At 35.0% G+C, this 26582-nt stretch carries 31 protein-coding genes; 20 read left to right on the plus strand and 11 right to left on the minus strand.

Features of this window, described 5'->3' with window-relative positions; genetic code table 11:
* The first annotated feature begins 3 nt into the window (after nucleotides 1–3).
* The 20 genes from rpsK (at nucleotide 4) to PHI88_01025 (ending at nucleotide 16483) form a co-directional block, all read left to right on the plus strand.
* Nucleotides 4–453, plus strand: coding sequence for a 30S ribosomal protein S11 (gene rpsK / locus PHI88_00930; protein MDD5551713.1), 450 nt, complete (start codon nucleotides 4–6; stop codon nucleotides 451–453).
* 33 nt (nucleotides 454–486) lie between these two features.
* Complete coding sequence (gene rpsD, locus PHI88_00935) at nucleotides 487–1116, plus strand: 30S ribosomal protein S4 (protein MDD5551714.1); 630 nt, start codon at nucleotides 487–489, stop codon at nucleotides 1114–1116.
* A 23-nt stretch (nucleotides 1117–1139) separates the two neighbouring features.
* A complete protein-coding gene (locus tag PHI88_00940) occupies nucleotides 1140–2054 on the plus strand; it encodes a DNA-directed RNA polymerase subunit alpha (GenBank protein MDD5551715.1) in 915 nt (304 codons plus the stop codon).
* Between the two features lie 28 nt (nucleotides 2055–2082).
* Nucleotides 2083–2475: a 50S ribosomal protein L17 gene (gene rplQ / locus PHI88_00945; protein ID MDD5551716.1), complete on the plus strand. Its 393-nt coding sequence runs from the start codon at nucleotides 2083–2085 to the stop codon at nucleotides 2473–2475.
* Complete coding sequence (rplM, locus tag PHI88_00950) at nucleotides 2453–2785, plus strand: 50S ribosomal protein L13 (GenBank protein MDD5551717.1); 333 nt, start codon at nucleotides 2453–2455, stop codon at nucleotides 2783–2785. The genes rplQ and rplM overlap by 23 nt, the downstream gene beginning before the upstream one ends.
* Nucleotides 2786–2796: 11 nt before the next feature.
* Nucleotides 2797–3282 (plus strand): 30S ribosomal protein S9, encoded by a 486-nt coding sequence (gene rpsI, locus PHI88_00955; GenBank protein MDD5551718.1) that lies wholly within the window; start codon nucleotides 2797–2799, stop codon nucleotides 3280–3282.
* Nucleotides 3283–3356: 74 nt separating this feature from the next.
* On the plus strand, nucleotides 3357–3902 hold the full coding sequence (gene lepB / locus PHI88_00960; GenBank protein MDD5551719.1) for a signal peptidase I: 546 nt from the start codon (nucleotides 3357–3359) through the stop codon (nucleotides 3900–3902).
* A 5-nt stretch (nucleotides 3903–3907) separates the two neighbouring features.
* A complete protein-coding gene (hisS, locus tag PHI88_00965; protein MDD5551720.1) occupies nucleotides 3908–5221 on the plus strand; it encodes a histidine--tRNA ligase in 1314 nt (437 codons plus the stop codon).
* Nucleotides 5221–5541 carry an HIT domain-containing protein gene (locus tag PHI88_00970; protein ID MDD5551721.1) on the plus strand — a complete coding sequence of 107 codons (321 nt, stop codon included), beginning with the start codon at nucleotides 5221–5223 and terminating at the stop codon, nucleotides 5539–5541. Before hisS ends, PHI88_00970 begins: the two co-directional genes overlap by 1 nt.
* Before the next feature lie 271 nt (nucleotides 5542–5812).
* On the plus strand, nucleotides 5813–6940 hold the full coding sequence (ftsW, locus tag PHI88_00975) for a putative lipid II flippase FtsW (GenBank protein MDD5551722.1): 1128 nt from the start codon (nucleotides 5813–5815) through the stop codon (nucleotides 6938–6940).
* 6 nt (nucleotides 6941–6946) lie between these two features.
* Nucleotides 6947–8092 carry a UDP-N-acetylglucosamine--N-acetylmuramyl-(pentapeptide) pyrophosphoryl-undecaprenol N-acetylglucosamine transferase gene (locus tag PHI88_00980; protein ID MDD5551723.1) on the plus strand — a complete coding sequence of 382 codons (1146 nt, stop codon included), beginning with the start codon at nucleotides 6947–6949 and terminating at the stop codon, nucleotides 8090–8092.
* A gap of 3 nt (nucleotides 8093–8095) precedes the next feature.
* The gene (locus PHI88_00985; GenBank protein ID MDD5551724.1) at nucleotides 8096–8938 is read left to right on the plus strand and encodes a LamG domain-containing protein; all 843 of its coding nucleotides are present in this window, start codon (nucleotides 8096–8098) and stop codon (nucleotides 8936–8938) included.
* 19 nt (nucleotides 8939–8957) lie between these two features.
* On the plus strand, nucleotides 8958–10514 hold the full coding sequence (gltX, locus tag PHI88_00990) for a glutamate--tRNA ligase (GenBank protein ID MDD5551725.1): 1557 nt from the start codon (nucleotides 8958–8960) through the stop codon (nucleotides 10512–10514).
* A gap of 7 nt (nucleotides 10515–10521) precedes the next feature.
* Nucleotides 10522–11754, plus strand: coding sequence for a CHAP domain-containing protein (locus PHI88_00995; GenBank protein MDD5551726.1), 1233 nt, complete (start codon nucleotides 10522–10524; stop codon nucleotides 11752–11754).
* 5 nt (nucleotides 11755–11759) lie between these two features.
* A complete protein-coding gene (locus tag PHI88_01000) occupies nucleotides 11760–12068 on the plus strand; it encodes a hypothetical protein (protein ID MDD5551727.1) in 309 nt (102 codons plus the stop codon).
* Nucleotides 12069–12261: 193 nt separating this feature from the next.
* Nucleotides 12262–13164, plus strand: a complete 903-nt coding sequence (locus tag PHI88_01005) for a prepilin-type N-terminal cleavage/methylation domain-containing protein (GenBank protein ID MDD5551728.1) — start codon at nucleotides 12262–12264, stop codon at nucleotides 13162–13164.
* Nucleotides 13164–13970, plus strand: coding sequence for a prepilin-type N-terminal cleavage/methylation domain-containing protein (locus PHI88_01010; protein ID MDD5551729.1), 807 nt, complete (start codon nucleotides 13164–13166; stop codon nucleotides 13968–13970). The genes PHI88_01005 and PHI88_01010 overlap by 1 nt, the downstream gene beginning before the upstream one ends.
* Nucleotides 13970–14860 carry a prepilin-type N-terminal cleavage/methylation domain-containing protein gene (locus tag PHI88_01015; protein MDD5551730.1) on the plus strand — a complete coding sequence of 297 codons (891 nt, stop codon included), beginning with the start codon at nucleotides 13970–13972 and terminating at the stop codon, nucleotides 14858–14860. Before PHI88_01010 ends, PHI88_01015 begins: the two co-directional genes overlap by 1 nt.
* Nucleotides 14847–15644, plus strand: a complete 798-nt coding sequence (locus PHI88_01020) for a LamG domain-containing protein (protein ID MDD5551731.1) — start codon at nucleotides 14847–14849, stop codon at nucleotides 15642–15644. Before PHI88_01015 ends, PHI88_01020 begins: the two co-directional genes overlap by 14 nt.
* On the plus strand, nucleotides 15644–16483 hold the full coding sequence (locus PHI88_01025; protein MDD5551732.1) for a prepilin-type N-terminal cleavage/methylation domain-containing protein: 840 nt from the start codon (nucleotides 15644–15646) through the stop codon (nucleotides 16481–16483). The genes PHI88_01020 and PHI88_01025 overlap by 1 nt, the downstream gene beginning before the upstream one ends.
* A 218-nt stretch (nucleotides 16484–16701) precedes the next feature.
* On the opposite strand, the gene PHI88_01030 is transcribed toward PHI88_01025, so the two are convergent.
* From PHI88_01030 to purL, 11 genes are all read right to left on the minus strand, one after another.
* Entirely contained in the window at nucleotides 16702–17046 is a 345-nt protein-coding gene (locus PHI88_01030; protein ID MDD5551733.1) for a hypothetical protein, read from the minus strand.
* A 142-nt stretch (nucleotides 17047–17188) separates the two neighbouring features.
* A complete protein-coding gene (locus tag PHI88_01035; GenBank protein ID MDD5551734.1) occupies nucleotides 17189–17389 on the minus strand; it encodes a hypothetical protein in 201 nt (66 codons plus the stop codon).
* A 70-nt stretch (nucleotides 17390–17459) separates the two neighbouring features.
* Nucleotides 17460–18401 (minus strand): tyrosine-type recombinase/integrase, encoded by a 942-nt coding sequence (locus PHI88_01040; GenBank protein ID MDD5551735.1) that lies wholly within the window; start codon nucleotides 18399–18401, stop codon nucleotides 17460–17462.
* Nucleotides 18402–18539: 138 nt separating this feature from the next.
* Nucleotides 18540–19643 (minus strand): hypothetical protein, encoded by a 1104-nt coding sequence (locus PHI88_01045; GenBank protein ID MDD5551736.1) that lies wholly within the window; start codon nucleotides 19641–19643, stop codon nucleotides 18540–18542.
* 26 nt (nucleotides 19644–19669) lie between these two features.
* The gene (gene cyaB, locus PHI88_01050; GenBank protein MDD5551737.1) at nucleotides 19670–20248 is read right to left on the minus strand and encodes a class IV adenylate cyclase; all 579 of its coding nucleotides are present in this window, start codon (nucleotides 20246–20248) and stop codon (nucleotides 19670–19672) included.
* Between the two features lie 40 nt (nucleotides 20249–20288).
* A complete protein-coding gene (locus PHI88_01055) occupies nucleotides 20289–20717 on the minus strand; it encodes a type II toxin-antitoxin system death-on-curing family toxin (GenBank protein MDD5551738.1) in 429 nt (142 codons plus the stop codon).
* Nucleotides 20718–20757: 40 nt separating this feature from the next.
* Nucleotides 20758–21015 carry a helix-turn-helix domain-containing protein gene (locus tag PHI88_01060; protein ID MDD5551739.1) on the minus strand — a complete coding sequence of 86 codons (258 nt, stop codon included), beginning with the start codon at nucleotides 21013–21015 and terminating at the stop codon, nucleotides 20758–20760.
* 133 nt (nucleotides 21016–21148) lie between these two features.
* Nucleotides 21149–21691 (minus strand): non-canonical purine NTP pyrophosphatase, encoded by a 543-nt coding sequence (locus PHI88_01065; protein MDD5551740.1) that lies wholly within the window; start codon nucleotides 21689–21691, stop codon nucleotides 21149–21151.
* 15 nt (nucleotides 21692–21706) lie between these two features.
* Entirely contained in the window at nucleotides 21707–22246 is a 540-nt protein-coding gene (locus PHI88_01070; GenBank protein MDD5551741.1) for a GrpB family protein, read from the minus strand.
* Nucleotides 22247–22513: 267 nt separating this feature from the next.
* Nucleotides 22514–24124, minus strand: coding sequence for a hypothetical protein (locus PHI88_01075; GenBank protein ID MDD5551742.1), 1611 nt, complete (start codon nucleotides 24122–24124; stop codon nucleotides 22514–22516).
* 162 nt (nucleotides 24125–24286) lie between these two features.
* Nucleotides 24287–26582 (minus strand): phosphoribosylformylglycinamidine synthase (purL, locus tag PHI88_01080; protein ID MDD5551743.1); only part of this gene is annotated, 2296 nt, incomplete at its 5' end.

Here is a 26582-nt window from a genome sequence, read left to right on the forward strand (position 1 = left end):
AATATGGGTAAAAAACGAGTCATAAAACCAACAAAAGAAGCTCTTCTTAAGGAAAAAGAAAGGATAGAAGAAAAGGTAGCAAGAGGAATATTAAAATCTAGAAAAAAAATTACAAGAGGTAAATTATATATTAAAGCGACTTACAATAATATGATAATTACAGTAACCGACGAGGAAGGTAATGTTGTTTTTTGGTCAAGTGCGGGACATGTCGGTTTTAAAGGTACAAAAAAGGGCACACCATTTGCAGCAACAAAAGTAGCGGAGGTTGTAAGTTCTGTTCTTCAAAAAACCGGCATGAGAGAAATTGCTGTTTTTATAAGAGGGGTTGGACAAGGAAGAGAAGCAGCTCTTAGATCGCTTGCTAATAGGGGTGTTAATATTATTTCCATAAAGGATGTAACTCCAATTCCTCACAATGGTCCTAAGGCGAAAAAACCAAGAAAACCATAATATTCTTTTATAAAAATTATTTAAAAAATAAACATGGAAAAATCTTGTAAAATTTGCAGAAGAGTGGGGGATAAGCTTTTTCTTAAGGGGGAGAAATGTTCTTCTCCGAAATGTCCATTTTTAAGAAAACCTTTTCCACCGGGAGAAACCCCTAAAAAAAGAAAATTCGGGACTGTTTCAGAATACGGCAAAGAACTAAAAGAAGTCCAAAAGCTTAAAAAAGCTTACCTTATTTCGGGAGAACAATTTAGAAAAATCATTAAAGAAGCACTTCTTAAAATGGGTAAAGAAGACGTTTCAAAGCTTTTAATTAAAAAGTTAGAAAAAAAACTATTCAATGTTATCTATAGAGCAGGTCTTTCAACCTCAAGAAGAGGAGCAAAACAACTTATTTCCCACGGACATTTTCTTTTAAATGGAAAAAAAGTAGATATACCCTCAATCGAAATTAAGGTAAATGACGAGATAAAAATTAAAGAAAAGTCAAAAAATAGTCCCTATTTTAAAAAAATACTACCTTCTTTTAAAAAAGAAAATAATCCTCCTTCTTGGCTTAAAATTAATAAAGAAAAAAGTGTAATAAAGGTCGTTTCAGAACCAGAAACAGAGGACATTGAAAAACAGGTCGATGTCCCGTCTATCTTTTCATTTTACGGTAGATAATATTTATCTATCAGAAAAAATCTATGATAAATTTTTCATTTAACATAAAAACCATAAAAAAAGACACAAACAGATCTATTTTTGAAATTGAACCTTTATATCCAGGTTATGGGGTTACAATAGGAAATTCCCTAAGAAGAGTTTTACTTTCTTCAATCGAAGGAGCTGCAATTACACAGGTAAAAATTAGAAATGTTGCTAGTGAATTCACAACAATCCCAGGAGTAAAAGAAGATACGCTAGAAATAACTCTTAATCTTAAAAAAATAAAACTAAGTTTGAACAGCGAAGAATCCCAAAAGATAGAAATTAAAGAATCTGGAGAAAAAGAGATTAAGGCTGGCGATATAAAAACCCCACCGCAAGTGGAAATCATAAATAAAGATTTACATATCGCTTCTTTAACGCAAAAAAACGCTAAGCTTGAAATGGAAATGACCGTTGAAAAAGGACTGGGATATGTCCTTGCAGAGAAACTAAAACAAGAAAAATCAGATGTGGGCGTTGTTTACCTTGATGCAATCTTCACGCCAGTGCAAAAAGTAGCATTTACCGTAGAGAATACAATGTTTGAAAAAAGAGCGGACTATAATAAATTAAAAATAGATGTAGAGACAGATGGAAGTATTAAACCAGAAGAAGTATTTGAAAAAGCATTATCAGTGTTAATCGATCATTTAAATTCTATTCAGAAAAGTTTTGGTGTAAAGATAAAAGGAAAGAAAAAAGCTGAGAAAGAAGGGGAGAAAAATTTAGCACTTGAAGATCTTAAAATTTCTGACAGAACATTAAAGCTTCTAAATGAAGCTGGCATAAAAAGCCTTGAAGGCCTTCTTAGAAAAAAAGAAAAATCTATAACGGAAATCAAAGGAATGGGAGAAAAAGCAGTAAAAGAGATTAAAAGAAAGCTTAAAAGTAAGGATTTGGAGTTAAAGTAAAAAAAGTTATTTTTGCTGAAAAAAAACTATGCGCCATAAAAAAGGCAGCAGAAAACTTAAAAGAAACAAAAGCCAGAGAAAAGCGCTTCTTAGAAATTTAAGCGAGAGTTTGATTTTGAAAGGGAAAATAAAAACTACAGAAGTAAAAGCAAAAGAACTTAGGGGTTATATTGAAAGGAAAATTACAAAAGCAAAAAAGGGGGACCTTGCTTCTATTAGGTTTTTAAGAAAAAGCCTTTCAAAAAAAACGGTACAAAAGTTAATTAGTGATATTGAATTGTTCAAAAACAGAAATAGTGGTTATACGAGAATTATAAGAGCAGGAGAAAGAAAAAGTGATAGCGCAAAAATGGCAATTATAGAATTAATAAAAAACATTAAAGAAAAAGAAAAGAAAAATGAAAATCGACGCAAAAAATAAGAGCTTAGGAAGAATAGCAAGTGAAATTGCTATAATTCTTCAGGGTAAAAACGAACCCAGTTTCCAACCAGAGAAAGCAGGAAGTGAAACTGTGGAGGTAGAAAATTTAGAAAAAATAAAAATTAATGATAAAAAATTTGAAAAAAAAATTTATTATCGTCATACCGGATATCCCGGAGGAATTAAAAAAATAACCCTAAAAGAACTTTTTGAAAAAGATCCAAAAGAAGTTTTAAAAAAGGCTGTTTTAGGAATGTTACCCAAAAATAAATTACAAAAAAAGAGAATCAAAAGAATTATAATTAAATAAATTATAGGTTTATGCCAAAGAAAAAAAATACTACAACAAAAAGAAAGAAAAAATTACCAGTAAAGAAAAAAACACGAAAAAAAGTAGAAAAAAAAGAAAAATACATTGAAACTATTGGTCGTCGAAAAACCAGTACAGCGCGCGTTAGGTTTTACCAAAACACAAAAGAAAAAGGACTAATTGTTGTAAATAAAAAAGATCTAAAAGAATACTTTCCGGAATTAGAATTACAAAATGAAATACAATCCCCGCTAGAAAAAACAAATACTAAATTATTAAGTAAGGGGAAAATAGAAATATTAGTTAAGGGCGGCGGAAAAAGAGGACAGGCCGATGCCATAAAACTTGGTATTTCAAGATTATTAGTTGAAAGTGATCCAAAGCTTAAAGAAGTTCTTAAAAATTATTCTTTGCTTACAAGAGATCCGCGAAAGAAAGAAAGAAAGAAGTTTGGTTTAAAAAAAGCAAGGAAAGCTCCTCAGTTTTCAAAGAGATAGTGAAGAAATATTTTCGATACTTCAATTGACATAAATTATAATATTTGGTATAATATAAGTATATCAAATATATTATGAACAAATTTCCCCGAAATTTAATCTCCTTTCTACAAACATTTCTTTTAGCATTAGCGATTGTTATACCCGTAAGGTATTTTCTATTCCAGCCTTTTATTGTAAGTGGTTCTTCCATGGAACCAAATTTCAAACAAGGAGAATATCTTTTAATAGACGAACTTTCTTTTAGATTTAGAGCCCCCGAAAGAGGAGAGGTTGTTGTTTTCAGATACCCTAAAAATCCTTCATATTTTTACATAAAAAGAATTATTGGCTTGCCGGGCGAGACTGTTGAAATACAAAATAGCAAATTAAAGATATATAATTATAATTTTCCCGAGGGAAAGGTATTTAATGAACCTTATATAAAAGGATCTACAGAAGATGATTTAAAAATAACCCTGGATAAAAATGAATATTTTGTACTTGGAGATAATAGAGAACATTCTTCTGATTCAAGAGTTTTTGGACCGGTCTCTAAAAAAAATATTATAGGTAGGGGATGGATTGCGGTTTATCCAAGTCAGGGCGTTGAAATCCTTAAGGGCGCTGTGTATAAATAACATACATGCCAAGAAGAAAAAAACAATTCAAAAATCTTACAGGAATGCCCGATATTTTAAAGAAAGAATTATCGATACTTCAAGATATTCAAAAAATTGTAACAAGCTTTGCAAATTTCTATAATTTTTATCAAATATCAACTCCGATATTAGAAGAGGAGGAACTTTTTATTAAAGGAACCGGCGAGGAAACTGATATAATTCAAAAAGAAACATATTCTTTCTCAACCCAAGGAAAAGAGAGGGTAATTTTAAGACCTGAATTTACACCCTCAATAGTAAGGGCATATATTCAAAACGGAATGGAAACCGCTCCAAAACCAGTAAAACTTTGGAGTTTTGGACCATTATTTAGACATGAAAAACCCCAAAAAGGAAGATTAAGACAATTCCATCAATTTAATCTTGAGATTTTAGGAAGTAAAGAGGCAATTTCAGACGCTCTATTGGTACAGGTTTTCGCAAATATACTTTTCGAAATAGGTCTTGAAAATTGGAAACTCCATGTTAATTCTATTGGCTGTAAAAATTGTCGGAATACTTACATAAGAAAATTAAAAAGCCATTATAAAAGCAAAATAAAAAGTATTTGTCCTGAATGCAAAAAAAGAATTATAAAAAATCCGCTTAGAGTTCTTGACTGTAAAGAAGAAAAATGTCAAAGAGTTAAAAAACTCGCTCCTCAGTTTGTAAATTATCTTTGCGAGGAATGTCATTTACATTTTAAGTCGTTTCTTGAATTTCTAGACATAATGGAATTACCTTATATATTAAATCCTTATTTAGTAAGAGGTCTTGATTATTATGAAAAGACTGTTTTTGAATTTATACCCGAGGGAAAAGAAGATATGGCGCAAAATTCTTTAATTGGCGGAGGAAGATACGATTCTTTGGTAGAAAATCTTGGCGGAAGACCGACTCCTTGCCTTGGAGGAGCGGGCGGAGTTGAAAGAATTATGGAAGAATTAGAAGAAAATAAAATAAAAATATCCTCTAATCTTCTGGAAAAAAATATTACCTTTAAAGAAAAACCTGTCGTCTTTATTGTACAACTAGGAGATATGGCAAAAAAAGATTCTTTAAAAATAATAGAGGATTTTAAAAAAGCAAAGATTAAAATAGCCGAGAATCTTGAAAAAGATAATTTAAAAAACCAATTAGACAGAGCATCAAGAATAGGAGTAAAATATGCTTTAATTTTAGGACAACAGGAATGTTTAAATAAAAAAGTAATTTTACGAAACATGGAAACTGGGATCCAAAAAATACTAATTCAAAAAGATTTAATTAAAGAAATTAAAAAGAAATTAAAAAAATAATGCAGTGCCTTTTTTGCGATATTGCTAACGGAAAAACAGACACAGATATCGTTTATCAAGACGATAAATTTGCAGTTTTTCGAGATATAGAACCAAGAGCGCCAATACATTTATTAATTGTTCCCAAAAAACACATGGAAAGTATTGTTGAAATTGCAGAAAAAAATGATGTAGAAACTCTTGGTCAAATTTTAATATTAGCTTCAAAAATAGCAAAAAAATTTAAGGTCGAAAATGGTTATAGACTACAATTTAATCAAGGAAAAAAAGCAGGACAAGAAATAGATCACCTGCATTTGCATCTTTTAGGATTCAAATAGATGCGGACCAACCCATAATTAAATAAAGAAAATCGACTCCAATTATTTGGGGCCGGTTTTTAATTTTATGGCATTAATGGAGGGCGATATTATTGGTTTCGTAACGTTAGTTATAATATATCTTTTATTTTTTTTGATCTTAAGTCTCCTTTCTTTTTTACCTCTTTTAGCAAAAATAGGTGCTTTTTTAATATTTAGTTTTATAATTTTCCAAAAAATGGGGGTTATTTTTGCCTCAAATCTGTGATAGAATAAAACTTATAATGGGTATATGGCAAAAAGAATAACTTCTGAAGCTGACTCAAAACTTGTGTGGGCCCTAACTATTTTAATAATTTTAGGGCTTTTGATGCTCTTTACAGCTTCAATATTCATTTCAAAAGAAAAAACAAGTACTGCCCAAAATCCCTCTGGAAGCGCAACTTATTATTTCTTCCACCAAATTTTATTCGGACTAATACCGGGATTAATTCTGGTATTTTTTTTATCAAGAATTTCTTTAAGTTTTTTTAGAAAAATATCTGTTCTTTTATATGTTTTTGCAATTATTTCTCTGGTAATTGTATTTATCCCTGCTTTTGGTTTTGAAGCAAAGGGAGCAGCAAGTTGGATAGAAATTGGTGGATTTACTTTTCAACCTTCTGAATTTGCAAAAATTGCCCTTGTAATATATCTTGCAGCTTTTTTTGACAGGAAAATCAGAGAAAATAAAATGAAAAAAGCTAGTGACGTTTTAATTCCTTTTATTGTTGTCCTTGCTCCGGTAGGGTTAATGTTAATTTTACAGCCCGACATGGGAACTCTTGGAATAATTGCTTTGGTTTCAATTATTATGCTTTTTGCGGCAGGCGGAAAATTCTCTCATATTATGCTTTTGGTTTTAATGGGGATAATTTTGGTTATAATTGGGACTTTTTTCCGTCCCCATCAAGCACAAAGAATTTTTACTTTTATCAATCCAGAAAAAGACACCCTTGGTATAAGCTACCAAGTAAACCAATCCTTAATTGCTATAGGTTCTGGCGGAACTTTTGGTGTTGGAATTGGAAACGGAATTCAAAAATATAAATACCTGCCAGAACCCATGGGAGATACAATTTTTTCAGTCTGGGCCGAAGAAACAGGACTTTTTGGATGTTTTATCCTCATTTCTCTTTACTTGATATTGGGATGGCGTGGTTTTATAATATCTAAAAGGGCTCCAACTAAATTTAGCCAACTATTAGCAGTTGGAATTGTCTCTTGGATATTAATCCAGGCATTTTTAAACATAATGGCAGTAACTGGTATAATTCCTTTCACGGGCCTTCCTTTGCCCTTTGTAAGCTATGGAGGAACTGCTCTAATGGTTATGCTCGGAGCGGTTGGAATTCTAATTAATATTTCGAAACAAACGTAAATTAATATGCGGGTTTTATTTACAAGCGGAAATACAGGAGGACATCTTTATCCTATATTGGCTGTAAAAAGAGAACTGGATAAGTGCTTAAATTTTCTTGAAACAAAATACGGAAAAATTCTTCCAAAAGAATTCTTAACAAGAGATTATCTTTTTTTAGGGGGCGACCTTAAAGGCAAAGAAACAATGCTCCAGGAAGAAGACATAGAAACAAAAAAAATTATATCTATAAAATGGAGAAGGTATTTTTCTTTTCAAAACTTCCTTGACGTCCTAAAAACTCCTTTCTCTTTTTTACAAGCCTCTTTTTTAATCTGGTCTTTTATGCCAGATATAGTTTTCTCAAAAGGAGGACCTGGTTCTTTTGCTGTTGTTATTGCCAGCTGGCTCTACAGAATTCCCGTTGTGATTCACGAGTCAGATAGCGTTCCTGGAAAAACAAATAAATTTTCAGCTCCTTTTGCAAAAAAAATCACTGTTTCTTTTAAAGGGGGTAATGCTATATTTAAAAAAAATAAAGTAGTCTTTACAGGGCACCCTGTAAGACAAATGTTAACTAATGGCTCAAAAGAAAGGGCAAAAGAAATGTTTAATTTAACAGGCGAGAGAAAAGTAATTTTAATTATGGGAGGAAGCCAAGGAGCACAGCAAATAAACTTGGTTTTTCTTGACGCGTTTTATAAATACATTAAAGATTATGAAATTATCCATATATGCGGGCAGAAAAATTTTAAAGAAACAAACCTTTTAACAAGTGCTTTGCTTAAAAAAGAACAGAAAAAATTCTATCATTTATATCCTTCGCTCGGGGAAGATAAAATAAAAGAGGCATACGCAATAACAGATCTTGTTATATCAAGAGCAGGGGCTGGCTCTTTATTTGAAATTGCTGCCTTAAAAAAACCAAATATTATAATCCCCCTTGAAAATTCTGCTGGAGATCACCAACAGCTTAATGCGCAAATTTTCGGGGAAAAGGGCTGTGGTATTGTAATTGAAGCGCAAAACATTTCGCCAAATATTGTCTATATAACCGCAAAAGATCTCCTTGAAAGGGAGGAACAAACAAAAAAAATTATAAATGCCTGCAAAAAATTCTATAAGCCAGATGCTGCACAAAAAATAGCAGAGACCATTATTGAAACAGTGTAAAAAATGCAAAATCACAATTCAAAATTTAAAAATAATAATGAATCTTCTTTCACCCTCCTTGAGCTCCTTGTGGTTATCGCAATAATAGCAATCCTTGCGGGAATTGTAATAGTTGCAGTCTCTGACACGAGAGAAAGAGCCAAAGAATCCAAAGGAATGCAGTTTTCACAGAATATACGTACAACTCTTTCAAACGAACTTGTAGGAGAATGGAAGTTTGACAATACAGATTATATTGATGCAACCCATGTTAAAGATACAAGCGGGAATGGAAACACTGGAACATTAGTTAATGGTCCAACCCTAACACAAGGTAAGGTTAGAGAGGCCTTGAGTTTTAACGGAAGTAATCATGTATTTGTTGCTGATAATAGTAAAAACATTTTAGATGTCGTAAATAACAATATCACCATTGAAATGTGGTTAAGGATGAATACCGAAAAGGGGATTGAACGTTATATTTTAGGAAAATATGTTTATTTACAATCAGGGTACTACATCTTTATGTATTCTCACGAGGATTTAGTGAGTTTTGGCTTTCATGGTGGTGGTTCTGCACACATAGTAAAAACAAAAAATATAGAATATAAAAAATGGCAACATATTGTAGTAACTTTAAATGGCAATATAACAAGCACATATTTAAACGGAGAATTTCAAAATTCTGGCAGTGCTCCTTTAGTGGGTTCTAATGATATTAATTTAATAATAGGTGGACTAACATCTGTTCATCGAGCAGGAGATAAAGATATCGACGAAGTCCGCATCTACAACCGTGCTTTAACAGCCCATGAAATTAAAGTTTTATACGCAGAAGGAAAAATGCGTCACTTGGCAGACAAATAATCCAAAAAAAAATAAAAAAATGGATTCCCAGCTTACATTAAAAAAATCCCACGGAATAAAAGTCAGGTTTGCTCCTTCTCCAACAGGATACTTGCACCTTGGGGGAGCAAGAACTGCTTTATTTAATTATCTTTGGGCAAAAAAGAACCAGGGGACTTTTATTTTGCGCATAGAAGATACTGACAAAGAAAGATCAAAAGAAGAATTTGAAAAAGATATAATAGAAAACCTTAAGTGGCTTGGAATAGCCTGGGACGAAGGACCAGAAATTGACTCAAAACAAACTGGAAAAGAAGTTGGAGAAAACGGTCCCTACAGACAATCTGAAAGAGAAAAAATTTACAAAAAATATATAAAAAAACTATATGATGATGGATTTTTGTATTGGTGCTTTTGTACAAAAGAAGAACTTGAAGCGCAAAAAGCAGACCAAGCAGCAAGAGGAGAATCTCCAAAATATATTGGCGGTTGTAAAAACATTAAAAAAGAAGAAGCAGAAAAACTTAAAAAAGAAGGCAAAACAGCGGTTTTGAGAATAAAGTGTCCAACAAAAACTATTTCAATTAATGATGCTATAAGAGGAAAAGTTGAATTTGATACATCCTTGCTTGGTGACTTTGTAGTAGCCAGGGATTTTAAAACACCCCTATATAACTTGGCAGTTGTAATTGATGATCATGAAATGAAAGTTAATTACATAATCAGGGGAGAGGACCACCTTTCAAATACTCCAAAACAAGCTGTTTTGCAAGAATCATTAAATTTCCAAAATCCAAAATATGCCCATATTCCTTTAATTTTAGCAAAAGACAGATCAAAACTTTCAAAAAGACATGGGAGCTTTGCTGTAGAGGACTTTAAAAAAGAAGGATACCTTGCAGAAGCTATTGTAAACTATTTAGCGCTTCTTGGTTGGAATCCAGACACAGAAGAGGAGTTCTTTTCTTTAGAAGATTTAATCCAAAATTTCTCAATTGAACAAGTTCAAAAATCAGGAGCTGTCTTTAATAAAGAAAAATTAGACAATATAAATAGCTATTATATTAAAACCAGTCCAAAAGAAGATATTGCTGAAAAATGCATTCCTTTTTTGGAAAAAGCAGAACTTATTGAAAAAACAAAAAACGGAGCAATAAAAGAATTTAAAATAAAAGAAACTGAGGAGATTATTGATATAAATTTTCTATCAAATGTTGTAGCTTTGTTCCAGGAAAGAATGAAAAAATTATCTGAAATTGCCTCACTTTCTGATTTTTTCTTCAAAAAGGAACTTAGCTATGGAAAAGACCTTTTAAAATGGAAAGGAGCTGACTTTGTTGACATTCAAAAAAACCTGAAAGAGTGTTATAATATATTAGAAAAGTTTAAGGAAGAGGAATGGAACAGAGAGAAAATAGAAGAAGTTTTAATGGATGTGGCAGAAAAAAAAGAGAACAGGGGAGTATTTTTGTGGCCAATAAGGGCTGCCTTAAGCGGAAAAGAAGCTTCACCCTCGCCGTTTGAAATCGCAGAAGTTTTAGGAAAAGAAAAAACCCTTGAAAGAATTCAAAAATCAATTAAAATTCTTAATGAATAATAATTATATGAGATTAAAGCTAAAATATATTCTCATTATCCTGCCAATTCTAATTGGAGCGTCTTTAATTTTTAAAGTTAATCTTTCCCAAGCCAGTTGCAGCTCACAAGAAATATCCCAATTAATGAAAGAATATGAAAAATGTGGAGCAGATGTAAATTGTTTAATAAATCTTTTAAACAGACTGGAAGCTTGTGAAACAGAAACGCAGGAAAAAGAACAAGAAGCAGCAGCAAAAGCAGCAAAATTTCAAAATAGAGTTGATAACCTTGCAAGTTCAATTAGCGAAAAAAATGCCAGTATTTATTCTCTTAATTCAGAGATTGCAAATCTTGAATATGAGATAAATAAACTTTTTTCAGAAATAAAAACAATTGAGAAAAGAATGGCAAAAAATAAAGCTGTTGTAAAAACAGCTGTAAAGAATTTTTATGAATACGATAAAGAAAATATAATAACTATAATTTTAGCGCAAAAGAGTATCTCTGGATTTTTTGATGAAGTTTTTTATGTAGGAAGCATACAAGAGAGGATTTCAAATATTGTAGCGCAACTTAAAAAAGACAAAAAAACACTTAATAAAAAGAAGAAAGAATTAGCAAATAGAAAAGAAGTTCTTGAAATAAACAGGAACAGTTTAGTTTCTCAAAGAAATACCCTTGCAAAGCAACAAGCAAAACAAAACGAACTTTTGAGTTCGGCTCAAGCCAATGAAGCAGGATATGAAAGCACGTTGGAAAAAATCAAAGAAGGGAAAAGCGTAATAGATGATAAAATGCGCAGCCTTGCTAGACAGTCTATTGACTTAATTATTGGTGGAGGAGGTGGTTATCCATACGCCGGACAATGCGGATATGACGATCCATGGAAGTTTCCTGCATGTCAATGTACTAGCTATGCAGCATGGAAGTGGTTTTCCTGGGGAGACAAATTTGGAGAAAAAAGTATGAAGGATTATTTAGGACAAAGAAACGCTAAAAATTGGCCATGGATTGCTAGTAATTTGGGTTACAAGACTGGACATATAGCTCAAAGAGGAGCAATTGCTTCTTGGAACTTTGGTGAATATGGTCATGTTGCGATTGTTGAAAATGTATATAGTAATGGCTCAATTCGTATATCTGAATATAATTATGCAGCAACAGAAACTTATTCTATCAGAACAATTCCTAAAAGTTGGTATAACACTCCTAGCGACCCATATAAATACGCTACATTTATTTACCCTCGTTATGATTAAAAAATATGTTTCCTTTTAGCTTACTAAGTCCAAAAAGATGGATTGAAAGTATTCTTGGAGTAATTTTAATTATTGCTTTAATTTTAATCCCTGGTTGGAAAACAATCTTCTCACAAAAAAGCGTTAAACAATCTTGGCAGATTTTTTCAAGCAACCCTCTTGGCACAATAGGGAAATCAACCCAGGTTTCTTTTTATTACTACAGAAGTCTTGTTCAAAAAGAAACAAAAAAACAATTAGAAAATCTCCAAAAAGAAGTCCAAAAAGAAGCAATAAAAACTCTTGAAGAAAAGTCAGGAATAAAAATAAAATAAGAGCCCCGACTAAAATAAGCCGGGGCATGAACGGATGAGCCTATTATATGCCCGGCTCAAGGGCTAGGTACTGCATCCGCCGCTGCAATGTGCAACGCGCGGAATCATAAAGCGCTTCATCCCATCACCTCCCTTAGAGAATTTTGTGTTTAAATTTTAATAGATTAAAAACAAAAGTCAAATAGCAACTTAAATGTTTTTTCAAAAATATTTTCTAAAGTCAAAAAGAAAAAAACAATCTCAAAGATCTTTTGCCTTGCTAGATAAAAAAGATTATTTAAAAGGATTTACTCTCCTTGAGCTTCTCGTTGTAATCGCAGTAATTGCAATTTTAGCAGGTATAATAATAACTGCAGTATCTGATTCAAGAGAAAGAGCAAAACAAGTCAAAGGACTCCAATTTTCTCAAAACATCAGAACCACTCTCTCAAACGAACTTGTGGCAGAGTGGAAATTTGACGAAGGAAGTGGAATTAGCACAAAGGATACAAGTGGGGAAGAAAACAATGGAACGCTCGTTAATAATCCAGTATGGACTGATCAAGGAAAAGTAAGGGGAGCACTGACGCTTGATGGAGGAACCGATGGTACTTATGATTATGTTAGTTTTGGAAATAAAAATTCATTAAATGTTGCAGGTAGTAACATGACAATAGAAGCATGGATTAATCCTGCGGTTCTTGGCCGAACCCACAGTATTGCTTCGAAATGGTTTCCCTGGATTTTTCTTCTTAGCTCTTATAATAGATTATATTTTTATATGAGGAGAGCGGACAATACAGCTGATATTAGCGTAACTTCAACAGGAAGCATAAACTCTCCCAATAAATGGTACCATGTAGTTGTTGTTTACACTACATCAGATAATAAAGCCGCATTTTATATAAATGGTGAGTTTGCTGGTTCTCCTGTTCTTAGTGTTGAGCCAATGGAAACAGACACAGCAGCTACTGTAAGAGTAGGGGGTTATGGGAACACAACTAATTTCTTTAGAGGTAGTATTGACGAAGTTCGTATTTATGGCAGTGCCTTAACTGCAAAACAAATTAAACATCTTTACGCAGAAAGTTTACCAAGACACCTTACTTCAAAATAATGAAACAAGATAACCAAAAATCTTTCACTCTCCTTGAGCTTCTTGTAGTAATTGCAATAATAGCAATCCTTGCAGGAGTTGTAATAGCTTCTGTAGTAGACTTACGCCAAAGAGCCAAAGAATCCAAAGGAATGCAGTTTTCCCAGAATATACGTACTACTCTCTCAAATGAACTTGTAGGAGAGTGGACGTTTGATGAAGAAGCTAATCCGGGGAAAGATTCAAGTGAAGAAGGGAATAATGGAACAGTGAATGGTGCTACCTGGACTGAAGATGGTAAAGTCAGAGGAGCTTTGGATTTTGATGGGACTGATGATTATGTAGATTGTGGTAATAAAGATTCTTTAAATATAAAAGACCAAACTCTTTCAGCCTGGATTTACGTTAAAGATAATAAGGTTGCATCTCATTCAAGGATAATTGACAGAGGAGGTGCTAATTATAATACTATTCGCCTTTCTAATGGAAAACTTTATGCAAGATTTGATAATGAAACAACAATATCTCACAAAAGAGCATCTACAGTTATAAATGAAGACCAATGGCATTATGTGGTAGCAACTTATGATGATTCAATAAAAACAACAAAACTTTTTATCGATGGGAATGAACCTTCTTATGGTATAGATATAACAGGATCGGGCACTAAAACGATGTATACAAGCAATCAAATAATTGGCGGTGGTTCTATTTATCCTTTATTTGGCTTCATCGACGAAGTTCGCATCTACAAAAGAGCGCTTACTGCAAAACAAATTAAACATCTTTACGCAGAAAGTTTACTAAGACATATTTCTTCAAAATAATGAATAAAGAATCCCAAAAATCGTTTACATTGTTAGAGCTTCTTGTAGTCATCGCAATAATAGCAATCCTAGCAGGAGTTGTAATAGCTTCTGTAGTGGATTTACGCCAAAGAGCCAAAGAATCCAAAGGAATGCAATTTTCACAGAACATTAGAACCACTCTCTCAAATGATCTTGTAGGAGAGTGGAATTTTGATGAAGGGATTGGAGTTGTAGCAAAAGATACAAGTGACGAAGGAAATGAGGGCAGATTATTTAATCTCTCTACCCAATGCACAAATCCTCCGACATCACCCTGTCCTACATGGACAGATGGAAAAATAAAAGGAGCACTTCAATTTTATGGTAATAATGGTTATGTTGATTGTGGGGATTCTAATGAACTAGATTTAAGCAAAGAAATAACAATCGAGGCGTGGATTTATCCAACCCCACCAACACTAACATATTATAGAGCAATAGTTGCAAAATATTCTCAATCAGATAATAAAAGAGCATATCAACTTATTGTGGACGAAGGCTATTCAAAATATTTAGGGCAAGGCACAATTCAGTTTTGGATAAGTTCTAACGGTTCTACATTAAGGGATCATGTTGAGGCACCAGGAGAATTAAATAAATGGCAACATGTGGTAGGAGTATATAATGGTTCAAAAATGACTATCTATGTAAATGGAGAATTAAAAGATGAAAAAAACACAACAATTAGCAGTATTTTTGTAACAGACAGACCCCTAAGAATTGGCTCTGATCAAGTTTTATCAAGATTCTTCTTAGGTAAAATTGACGAAGTTCGTATTTATGGCAGTGCCTTAACTGCAAAACAAATTAAAAATCTTTACGCAGAAAGTTTGCCAAGACACCTTACTTCAAAAAATGAAACAAGATAACCAAAAATCATTTACATTGTTAGAGCTTCTTGTAGTCATCGCAATAATAGCAATCTTAGCAGGAATTGTAATGGTTGCGGTCTCTGATTCAAGAGAAAGGGCAAAACAAGCTAAGGGACTTCAATTTTCCCAGAATATACGTACTACTCTTTCCAATGAACTTGTAGGAGAGTGGACTTTTGACTCAAATACTATTAAAGAAAATCCTATTGGATCTGGGATTTTTTATGCCCAAGATACAAGTGGTAATGGAAATCATGGAAGAATTTATGGTGATCCACAAAACCCTAGAGGCATTACAAGAGAATGTTTAGAATTTAACGGAAATGACTATATTCAAATTCCAAACACTCCAAGTCTTACTCTTTCAGGATCAAACGAATCAGTTTTTCTTTGGGTAAAACATAATAATAGTGATTATATTTTTTTTCAATCAAACGGTTGGTCAAGAAGACTTTTTAAAAACTATTGGGCTTTTTATAGTCCATTTACAACTTTTCAGTTAGGAAACTCCCATGATAATAATTGGCATTTGGTAGGTTATACAGCTTCGGGGCAAACAATAAAATCATATTTAGATGGTGACCTTCTTGAGACAAAAAACATTACTTTATCTTCTTCGATTGGTTATTGGTGGCTTGGAAGAATTTGTTCAGGTAGTACTTGTGATAATTATTATAATGGTTATATTGACGAAGTTCGTATTTATAATCGTGCTTTAACCGCAAAAGAAGTCCAACAACTTTACGCAAAAAGTCTACCAAGACATCTTTCTTCAAAATAATGAATAATAATCAAAAATCATTTACATTGTTAGAGTTACTTGTAGTAATCGCAATAATAGCAATTCTTGCAGGAGTTGTAATAGCTTCTGTAGTAGATTTACGCCAAAGAGCAAGAGAATCCAAAGGAATGCAGTTTTCTCAGAATATTAAATCCACTTCATCAGTAGACCTTACTTCTGAATGGAAATTCAATGAAGGCTCTGGAACCACAGTAAAAGATTCAAGTGGAAACGATATCACAGGAACAATTACAAATGCAACTTGGGTAGATGGTAAATTAGATGAAGCATTAAATTTTAGCGCAGACGAAAGTAAATTAATTATTCCGGCAAATCCAATTTTTAATCCTTCTTCAGAAATTACCATTGAAGCTTGGATAAAATCAAACAGCACAACGAGACAACAAATCATAACAGAAGCTTATGGTTATTGTTGCCACTCGGATAAACATTTTTTTATTCAAAGTAATCGATTATATTATTACGCCAGAGCTATTGGTACAGGAGGACATGCATATTCTTCTCAAGATCCAAATCTTTCAAGTAACAAATGGAACCATGTTGTTATTGCTGCAAAAACTAACGAAAGACCAAAATTTTATGTTAATGGCGAACTAAGAGATGACCCTACCTCTACCCAAACATATAGCCCTGTAGGAATGCATTCTGGACTTTATTTAACAATAGGGTCTTCTTACAATGGTACGGGAAACCAAGTCTACGAGTTTCAGGGAAACATTGACGAATTAAGAACATATAAATCCAGCTTTACCGCAAAAGAAGTCCAGAAACTTTACACAGAAGGGGAGGGTAGGCACGTTGCAACTAATGGCAAATAACTATAAAATAAATTAATCAACAAGAACAAATAACTAAAATTCTTTATAAAAACGATAAAAATATTCTAACAATCTTACAAAGATTAACCGAATAAAAGTAGGGAACTAAAAAAGCAGGGGAGAGAGCCTCTGCTTTTCTTTGTTTAATTATATAAATTTTATACCCAAACACTTTCTATTTAATAAAAATTCTGTTTGTATTGTTCTACCCTCGTGCCCTATTCCCCAACAGGAACATTTACGGGCGGTGGTGTTTCTGTAGTTGCTCCCGTAGTAGCTGGTGTCGTAACGGGCGGGGGAGTTTCTCCACCTTTAGTTTCTTTTACTGGAGCAGTAACAGGAGGAGGAGTTTCTTCTGATGATTGTGTCTCTTTTGACGTTGGTGTCTCTTCTGTGGTCTCAGAACTAAATGGTTTTTTTGCTACAATATACCAGGCAACGAAAATAATTAAAGCAAGTATAATTAATAAAATTAGAACTTTTGATAAACACGAACCTCCTTTTTTTGATCTTTTGGAGTTTTTCTTTTTTAAAGTCTCCAGGGGTTTTTCTTTCTCGGCCATAATTTTAACTATTCAATAATAAAGTTTATACGACCTTTAAACTAATATTTTTATATTATAATATTTTACTAAGTTGATTCTCTTTGTCAAAAAAAAGGGAGATTGCTCTCCCTTTTTTATTATTAACAATCGTACTTAAGTTTTACTCAACTGGAGTTACATCTGTTGGAGTTACTTCTTCTGTTGGAGTTACTTCTTCGGTTGGAGTTACTTCTTCTGTTGGAGTTGTTTCGTCTGTCGTAGCTTCTTTATTCCTAAAACCAAAATACCAAACACCCAAACCAAGTACTAAGACAACGACTACTACCAAAACAATTGTCATGGCTGATGCTTTGTTTTCCATATTTTTAAATTTATTATATTTATCTTCCTCCGACCTTTCTCTTTTTTATATTATGCTATTTTACCAAATATCAATCTTCCCCGTCAACCCCATTTGCACCACTGTGAAATTTTCTGTGAATTTTACGCAATCTTACATTTGTAACGTGGGTGTAAATTTGGGTTGTCGCAATATTTCTGTGGCCCAAAAATTCCTGAACTACTCTTAAATCAACTCCTTTTGTTAAAAGATCTGTTGCAAAAGAATGTCGCATAACATGAGGAGTTGTATTCATCGGTAATCCCGCCAAGAGCGCATACTTTTTAACTATATTTTCAACCGCCCTTGAGGATAATCTTCTTTCTTCTGTTTTTGAACGATAATTTATAAAAAGAGCTTTTTCTTTATCGCTTCTTGTTTCTAAATACTTGCCAAGCCACTCTATGGCTCTTTCTGAAAAATAAACAGTTCTTGCTTTACCGCCTTTTCCAATTATACCAATTTCAAGGTCTTTTGTGTTATCTTTTATCTTAAACTGCTCCCGATTTAAAGCAACTAATTCAGCTACACGAAGTCCTGTTGAAAATAGAGTCTCTAATATCGCTCTATCCCGTAAACCTGCCTTAGAAGCCAATTTTGGGGCTTCCAGGAGCTTTTTTACCTGCTCTAAGCTCAAAAATCGCACTGTTTTATCGCTTTTATCACGGGGTAGTTTTACTTTGTCTGGAGCCAAAGATCTTATATTTCTATCGCTAAAATAAGCCAATAATGACCTTACAGCTATTAAATAATAGTTCTGGGTAGATGGGCGTAGGGGAGAGTTATTCAAGAAGAGCTTATATTGCCATATAAGATCCTCTGTAACATCCTTAGGTTTTATATTTTCTTTCTTTCCTTTACGTAGAAACACTAAGAACTTCTTTAGAAACTTATGATAGTTTTCTTGTGTCTTTTGTGATAAACCCTTTTCCACCGCTAAATACTCTAAAAAGTCGGAGAAGTGCTTTTCTATTGGTTTGTCCTGGATTGGCATAATTTTATGAATTAATGAGTAGCTCCATATGTTTTAGTTCCGTTAATCTACATTAACTGAATAATACTATAATAATTATAAACAGCCTAAATTAGCTGTCAAGTAGTCCTCTTCTCTATTTATTTCATTATTTCATTATTAAATTTGAAAAGGATTTTTAATACTTTTAGGGTCTAGAAAAATATCATTCTTAATCTCTTCTTCTTGAATTTTGTAAATATCTTTAACCATTTTCTTAAATTCACAATTTTTATCTTTATCTAAATATTTTTCAATTTGCATGGATATCCCTTTTTTAATCCTCTCATAGTCCAATCCATCGGCATTTTTGAAAGAAGAAATTTTTCTGATTGTTTTTTTAAAAGTTCCCTGATCTTTATATGTCTTTTCAAATATTTTAAAATCACAAATATTTTGAATTTTTATTATCTCTTTTAATGTTTCATATAAAGAATTTAGCGGAAGAGAATCTTCTATTTCTTTTTCCCAAACTTTAAAATGGCCTCTTGAAATAATTGGTTCAATTTGTTCTTTATATTTTTTTATTTTTTCTTTATTTAAACCATCAACTATTACAAAAATTCCTTTTTTTTGGTCTTTGATATCCTGTACTAAAAATTTAAGTCTTCTTAACGCTTTAACAGAATCTTCTCCACCAATTGAGATAATCTTATCTTGATCAAAATAAACTTCGTACTTAGATGAAACCTTTTCAAATAAATTTTTATCGGTTTTACCCTCTACCAATAAATAATATTTTTTTTGCTCGTTTATGTTAAAAAAAATATTAAAATTTTGGATAAATTCATTGAGTGAGTTAAGCAAAGCAAAAGAAGAATAGTTTACGGTGCTTAAATGATATGCTTTCCAATACCAAAGTCCCCAGTCAGTTGTAAGATGAGTTTTAAGTCTTTCATTAATGAGAAATAATTCAATCAACGACAAGACAGACAATAGATATTTTTCTACGTGATATTTATTCTCGGTTTTAACAAAATTGGCTGTTATATTGATATAGTTCTTCATTACCCTCTTCGCAAGCATACAAGGATTTCCTTCAAAATCTCTTTTATAAAGATAACAAACTTGTTGACACTCTCTGTCATCGCATAAAGGTATAAAATTTTCTATAATTTTCTCTTTAATCTCTTCTAAGGTATAATTTTCTTTAAAGATAAAAAGCTGGTGATTTCTTGTTAAAATAACATCTTTTGTTTGCCAGGCTTCTTTATTTTTGTCCATATATTTTTATTCGGTTAATCTCTCCCCTATTTTTTAATCTTCTCCATCAAAATGACGGGGTAACCGGTTGCTGTGTGGTTATTTTTAATATAATCTTTGCTCAAACCTAATTTTTGTGCAAATTCATTACAACCAACTCTCGCCTCTTTAGTGTTTTTAAAATCTTTATATGCTTCTATTTCAATAAATTTTCCAAGATTTTTTACAGTATCAAGAGCGATTTCAAACTTTCCCGCATACCAATATTCCCTTTTTTTATCAATTATTATTATTTTCTTAAAATCTAAAAAGGATAAAATTTTTCTTAATGATTTTACATCCGAAACTTCGGTTTCGTATTCTTTAGCATAACCCTGGCTTCCATCTTTATTATCAAAATGCTTATCATATTCAAAAATAGTTTTTATCCCCTTTTTATTATAATTAGTTCTAATTCGAAGCCACTCTATTGGTTTTGGTTTCTTTGCAAAAAAATCCCTCTGACACGGAACATAATATTCATCAACTTGCCTTATTGTTTTCTCAAGCTTACCAAATTTTCTCAGTTTTTCTCTGACTTTTTTGTGATTTTTTAATTTAATTTTTATTTCAACTTCTATATTCATTATTCTTTTTATTTAAACTCATAAGCTTTTAATCTCTCCCCTATTTTTTGGATTTTAAATCAACAATATAATTCTTTAGAAATTTCTCTATAGCGCTGACAACTTCATTTTTTAGTCTTGGTGGGCTTTCAGCGACCCAAACCGCAAAATTATAAAGCTCTTTTGTATCAACCTTAACCCATTTTTTATTCATATAAAGAAAAACAAACAAGGTTGTCATAGCAATTCTTTTATTGCCATTTTGAAAAGGATGATCTTTGATCATCAGATAAAACAAAAATGCGGCTTTTGGAATTAAACCCTTATAAACATCTTTTTTATCAAATTTTTGAAACGGTACAGCAATACAGCTCTCAAGGATGTTTGGAAAACGAGTTGAAAAATCAGGAATCGGCTCATTAAAAGTCATAAGCTCTTTTGCTAACCTAAAAGACATATGCCGAACAACAGCCAGAGTAATTTTTTTCATAATTCCGAACTAATTGAGGAATTAATGCATTAGCTCCATTTTATTCTGCACCCAAAAGTTTGAGTGTTTCTCCATAATCTTTTACTGTTTTCTTAACTGCCTTATCAATTAATTTTTTATCCTCTTCTTTTAAAGTTTTTTCAAGAACAAAACCCAATTCTTCTTTTGGAATTGCAAAATTTCGACCGATTTTCTCTGCTTTAATTTGTTCGTTTTTTACCTTTCTAAAAACGGCAACACGACTAATCCCTAAAATATCAGCCACTTCTTTAACTGTATAAAATTTTTTGTTTTCCATAATTTTTACGAACTAAAAATTAATGCGTAAGCTCCATATTTCTTTTTGATAACTCTATATTCTTATGTTAGCATATGTTAACTAAAAGTCAAGAGGTTAACATACTTTTATTCGCTTAATTTCTTTCCTGTTTTTACCGAATCCATTTTATAAGTTGAGGCCAATCATCTATCCTTTCCGCGGAAGGAATTTTTAAATTATCACATTTTGCAATTGTATATTTATTATTTCCCAAGACAACTACTCTATCAAGCGGAGTACCTTTCCCTTGGGGTTTCTTAACAAAGTTTCCCCTAATTCTCTTTTTAAATGTTTTAACTCCCCTTTTGTCAATCGCACAAACTAAATGATTTAAATATATTATTTTATTCTTTTTCCCTTTCATTAAGTTCAAAAAATCATCTGCAGAAAACCATTCATTTACATATTTCATATATGGCCCCGGGAATCCTTTTAGTGTTGGTATCTTCCATTCGGAATCACTCACAATAAGTGGTTTATGAAGCATTTTATAAGCTTTCTTCGCTTTGTCTTCAACAATCTCTTCAACTGAATCAGACTGGATTTCATCAATCTTAATCTTCTTTTGAACTATTTTAATATTATATCTATCAAAAAATCTTTGAGTATAAATAATTTTATGTCTGTTCCCAGTTACGTAAATTAATTTTTTCATTGAGCCATTTTAAATTTATAACCACAATTCAGCCTTCTTTATTATCTCTTTAATAAAAGTGTCTTTCTTGGCTGTATATGTATCACGATCATCTTTATATTTTTTTGATAACTCTTCTTTTAATTCATTATACTCTTTAACGGCTCTTTTGTGTTTTCGAAGATAATCTCTAAAAAGTATAAAATTTTTCCAAAGTTTCCCATTTAATTTAACTATATGAATATAGTGAGTTCTGCTCTTTTCCCTCCCCTTCGCAAAAAAATGTCTTCCTTTTATCCCTGCATCATGTTTATATTCACAACCTAACTTTTCTAAAGGTTTAATACATTTTTCTCCATCTTTTAACGTCTTTACACCAATAGCTATATCGATTATTGGTTTTGATTTAGCACCAGGTATAGAAGTACTTCCAATATGTTGAATATCTAAAACATGTTCTCCAATTACAGAACGAAGGATTTTTTCCTCTTTTTCGTATAATTTCTTCCAAGCCGAGTTGTAAGACAAAAGCCTGACTTTCTTTCTCCGCAAGCCTATAATTTTTTCCTTTGCCATATATATAAAAAAGTTTCCCATAAAAAAACGGCTTTTTCAAGCCGATTCTTAATTTAATTCGATTAAGCCCCATTAAGAGAAATAAAATAAAAAAGTAAGTTTAAAAAACCTTAATCTCTCCCCTATTTTATTTAAATTATAATTTTTATAGTTTTCTAACATTATAATAAAAAAATAATTTATTTAATTTATTTAAAGGAAAAGGCTCGAGAGAAAATCCCCCGAGCCTTTGGTTGTTTGTATCATGATCCGCTTTGTTGTTGGCCGTTAATGGCCGAAGAACCCTCGAATATCCTTGTCGGGCAAGGAATACACGATGATCCCCCACTCCTTACACGCAGCGAATACCTCCTTGTCGTTGACGGAACCACTGGACGTGAAGATGGCCTTGATGCCAGCTTCATACAGTACTTCAGGACCGTCCGGGAATGGGAAGAAACTATCGCTGTAAGCAACTGCTCCTTCCGTATCGTGACCAGAGTCTTGCGCTCGCATTATAGCGAGCTTGCAGGCTCCAACTCGATCTTGCTGGGCAACACCATTGCCGATCAGCATGCCATCACGAACAAGCGTGATGGTATTGCTGTTGCTTGTCGATCCAATGGCCCAGCCAAGGATCATATCCATTTCCTGCTGATAGGTGGCCTCGCCGATCTTTACGACATCGCTCCTTCGAAGATCCAGAATCTTAGTGTAGTTGTCCTGAAGGAGACATCCGCCTCGAACCTGCCGGAAACGCGGGCTCTGGGCGAGCTGAAGATCGCTTGCTAGTGCTAGGTTTTCCAGGCACCTGCACTTATCTTCCTTGCGACTCATCGTCTCCAGAGCTGTCTTACTGAAGAATGGAGCAATGACCATATCCAGAAGCCGTCGCTTACCATTCTCCGTGAGGAAGGTCATCAGGAGATCAGCCTCGACCTCACCTATAGGAAAGTTGACGATGACCGAGCCCCCAAGGATTGCGCGGGTATCTCCAGCAATCATAGACCGTAAGGTGACGATGGCGTCGTCGGAAGTTCCGATGGCAACACCACAGGGATTGCCGTGCTTACAAGCGACAGCAATTGGTAACTCCATGTTGTAGTTGATCGCCAAACCCCTATAGATGTGGGTTATCACCTGGATCAGCCGGTCCAAGTCACAATAGTTGTTGTAGCTTGGAGCCGTACCCATGATGAGCTCGAAGTTCTCCAGTGAAAGAGGATCGTATTCGTCCATCCCGTAAAGGGCGGCATCTGCCTGCCAGGCGTTTTCCCCATACTTACACTGTCGAACCTTCTCTCCGATGAAACCAACGTAGCTGCCGTTGCTACGATATTGGGCCGAAGCCAGCACGTACTCGGCTACTACCCGTTCTGCCTTTGCCGCGAGCTGATTCCGATACCCAAGATCAATGTCGCCATCTTCCTTGAGTTTCTGGATAATCCATTCGCGGTCAGCCGGGTCACAGATGACTATCCGCCCGCTCTTTGCCGCAGCTCTGATCATAGTGGGACCGCCGATATCCGTCTGCTTGATGACTGACTCGAGTGTACAGTCTGCCTTGGCGATCTCTTCTTCGAGTGGATACATATCCACACAAACAAGATCAACCCAAGGCAGGCCGAGACGCTCCATGTCTGCCACATCTTCTTCCGAGTTGGGATCAGCAAGTATAGAAGCATGCAGTTCCCGCGAAAGAGTGACAACCTTGTGTCCAAGGATTGCACCCCCGCCGACCAAGTCCGATACATCCATTACCGGAACTTTGGCTTCTGCAAGCTTCCTTGCTGTGCCGCCAGATGCGACAATCTTCCAACCCAGGCCCACGAGGGCTTTGGCAAAATCAACAATGCCCTCCTTGTGGTAAACCGATAACACTGCCACCTTTTTTTCCATAGTTCCTCCTTTCAGGTGGTTTTTTAATATATAAAAGCGATAAGAGCTACTGTCTTTTTATGCTTTATTTTGAGTAATTTGTCAATTAAAAATTAAATAAAAGAAAACCACCCGCATACAAAACGGGTGGCGTTTCTGTTAAGAACTATATACCTCCTTCATTTAGAAATGGTTGCTCCTGCACCATTCCATGGCATTCTGGAACATCTGAAGCCATGGAGAGGCGTCAAACTTCCAGTCCTTTGGCCAATATGGCCATTGCCACCTAAGGAACAACCTTTCTGGGTGAGGCATCATTGCCAGGTGCCGTCCGTCTTGGGAACAGACAGCAGCGATGCCCTCTACCGAGCCATTTGGGTTCATCGGATAGGCCTCGGTAATGTTGCTCTCTTCATCGACATACCGGATGGGCATAAGGTTCTCGTCCTTGGCCTTGTTAAATACTATATCATCCGGCCAGTATGAACGACCTTCGCCATGCGCCACCCATATGCCGAGTGTCGAGTCTTCCATGCCCCGAAGCATGATTGAGGGTGAAGGTAATATTCTCACCGACACCCATCTTGACTCGAAGCTTCCTGACACATTCCTTATGAACCTTGGCTGCCGAATATCGGGTATGCCGCTCCAGGGAATCTGCTGAAGCAGGAGCTGAAGCTGGCAACCGTTGCACACGCCCAAAGAAAATGTGTCGGGTCGGGCATAGAAGTCGCCGAACATCTTCCTCAACTCTTCGTTGAACCTGATGGTCGCTGCCCATCCTTTGGCGCTTTCGGGAACATCAGCATAGGAGAAACCGCCTACCATGGCAATTCCCCTGAATTGCTCAAGGCTTACTTCCCCGTTGATCAGATGTCTCATATTGACATCAAACGGTCGAAAGCCTGCCAGCTCGAAAGCTGATGCCATTTCCCGATCGCCGTTGCTCCCCTCTTCGCGAAGAATAGCCACCTCTGGCTTGTCTTTACGATTAAGAAGATATGACGGCGTAGCCAACGACTCGTAGGTCAGGTTGTAGCTTGGACCCTTAAGGTTGCGGATGTTCTTTTTCTCTTCGTCGGCACACTTGGGATTCATCCGGATCCGTTCGATCTGATAGGACGTCTCTTCCCACCACTCCCTTAGTGTTAGCATGTCCGCTTCAAAGAAGACCTCTCTCTTATTCACGTCCTTTATTGAGATGTTCTTTGGGGACGGCATCGTGAATCCGAGATAATCGAATGGTATTTTATACCCCTGAAGGACTTCGACAACCTCTGTGGGATTCCAGGGACATTCAACTACCAGACCTGCTTCTTCAGCGAACCAGTATGCCAGCGAAGTTGCGTCTGACGAGATTGCAAATCCGCAATTGCCGGCAAAGGCCATTTCAAGAAGGGCTACAATTAGACCGCCATCGGAAACGTCATGTCCGGCAAGGATAAGATCCCTATCTACAAGCTCTTGAACCGCCATGAAGGCACGCTTGAAGAGTTCAGGATTTTCAATGTCCGGACTTTCGTCTCCCAGCTGTCCGTAGCACTGACCGAGAACTGAACCGCCTAATCTCTTCTTACCATTTGCCAGATCGATAAAGAGAATCCGGCTTGAGTAAGGATCCTTGAAATCGGGCGTCACCACTTTTGTGATGTCAGGCATTGTGGCATAAGCGGAGACAACCAGCTCTCTGGGAGACTTTACGATCTCGTCCTCCACTAGCGTTGCCATCGAAAGGCTGTCTTTCCCACCATCCACCGCAATACCAAGCTCGATCATCAGATCTCGCATCGCACATGCAGCGTCATATAGAGCTGCTCCCTCGCCCGGAAGCTTGGGTGCCCACATCCAGTTAGCGCTGCACTTAATGTCCTTGAGTCCGCTGATCTTAGCCCAAACCATGTTGGTAAGGGCCTCTGCTACAGCCATTCGGGCTCCTGCCTTGGGATCAACGATCATCTTAATTGGCTGTTCGCCAGCAGAAGTCGCTGTCCCTGTGAGTCCGAAATGAGTATTGGCCAGGACGGCTACGTCCGCGACCGGCAGATGAAGAGGACCGCAGCACTGTTGCTGAGCAATGAGACCGCCCACGCTTCGGTCTACTTTATGCGTAAGATGACGTTTTGAACCAACCGCCAGATTGCGAAGCACCCCAAAAAGGGCATGCATGAGGGTCACGTCAGGCAACTGGACAGGCTCCTTTTTTTGCTGAACCCTCTCGTCCTTGAAGGTCTTTTGGGATATATTCCCCAAGACCCTTTCGAGGTTAAGGTTGACCGGTGTTGAGTTATCGTCTTTGTCGTGGACTACGAACCGACCATCACCAGTTACCTCGCCAAGAACCTCGCAAGGAACTTTCTCCCTCTCGCAGATCGATTCAAATTCAGCTATCCTCTCGGGACGGATAAGAAAGCCGCACCTTTCCTGGTATTCGGCAATCCAGATCTTTAGCACCGAAAGGGTTGGATCACCCAGTCTTATA

The sequence above is a fragment of the Candidatus Paceibacterota bacterium genome, assembly GCA_028716825.1.
Taxonomy (GTDB): domain Bacteria; phylum Patescibacteriota; class Minisyncoccia; order Minisyncoccales.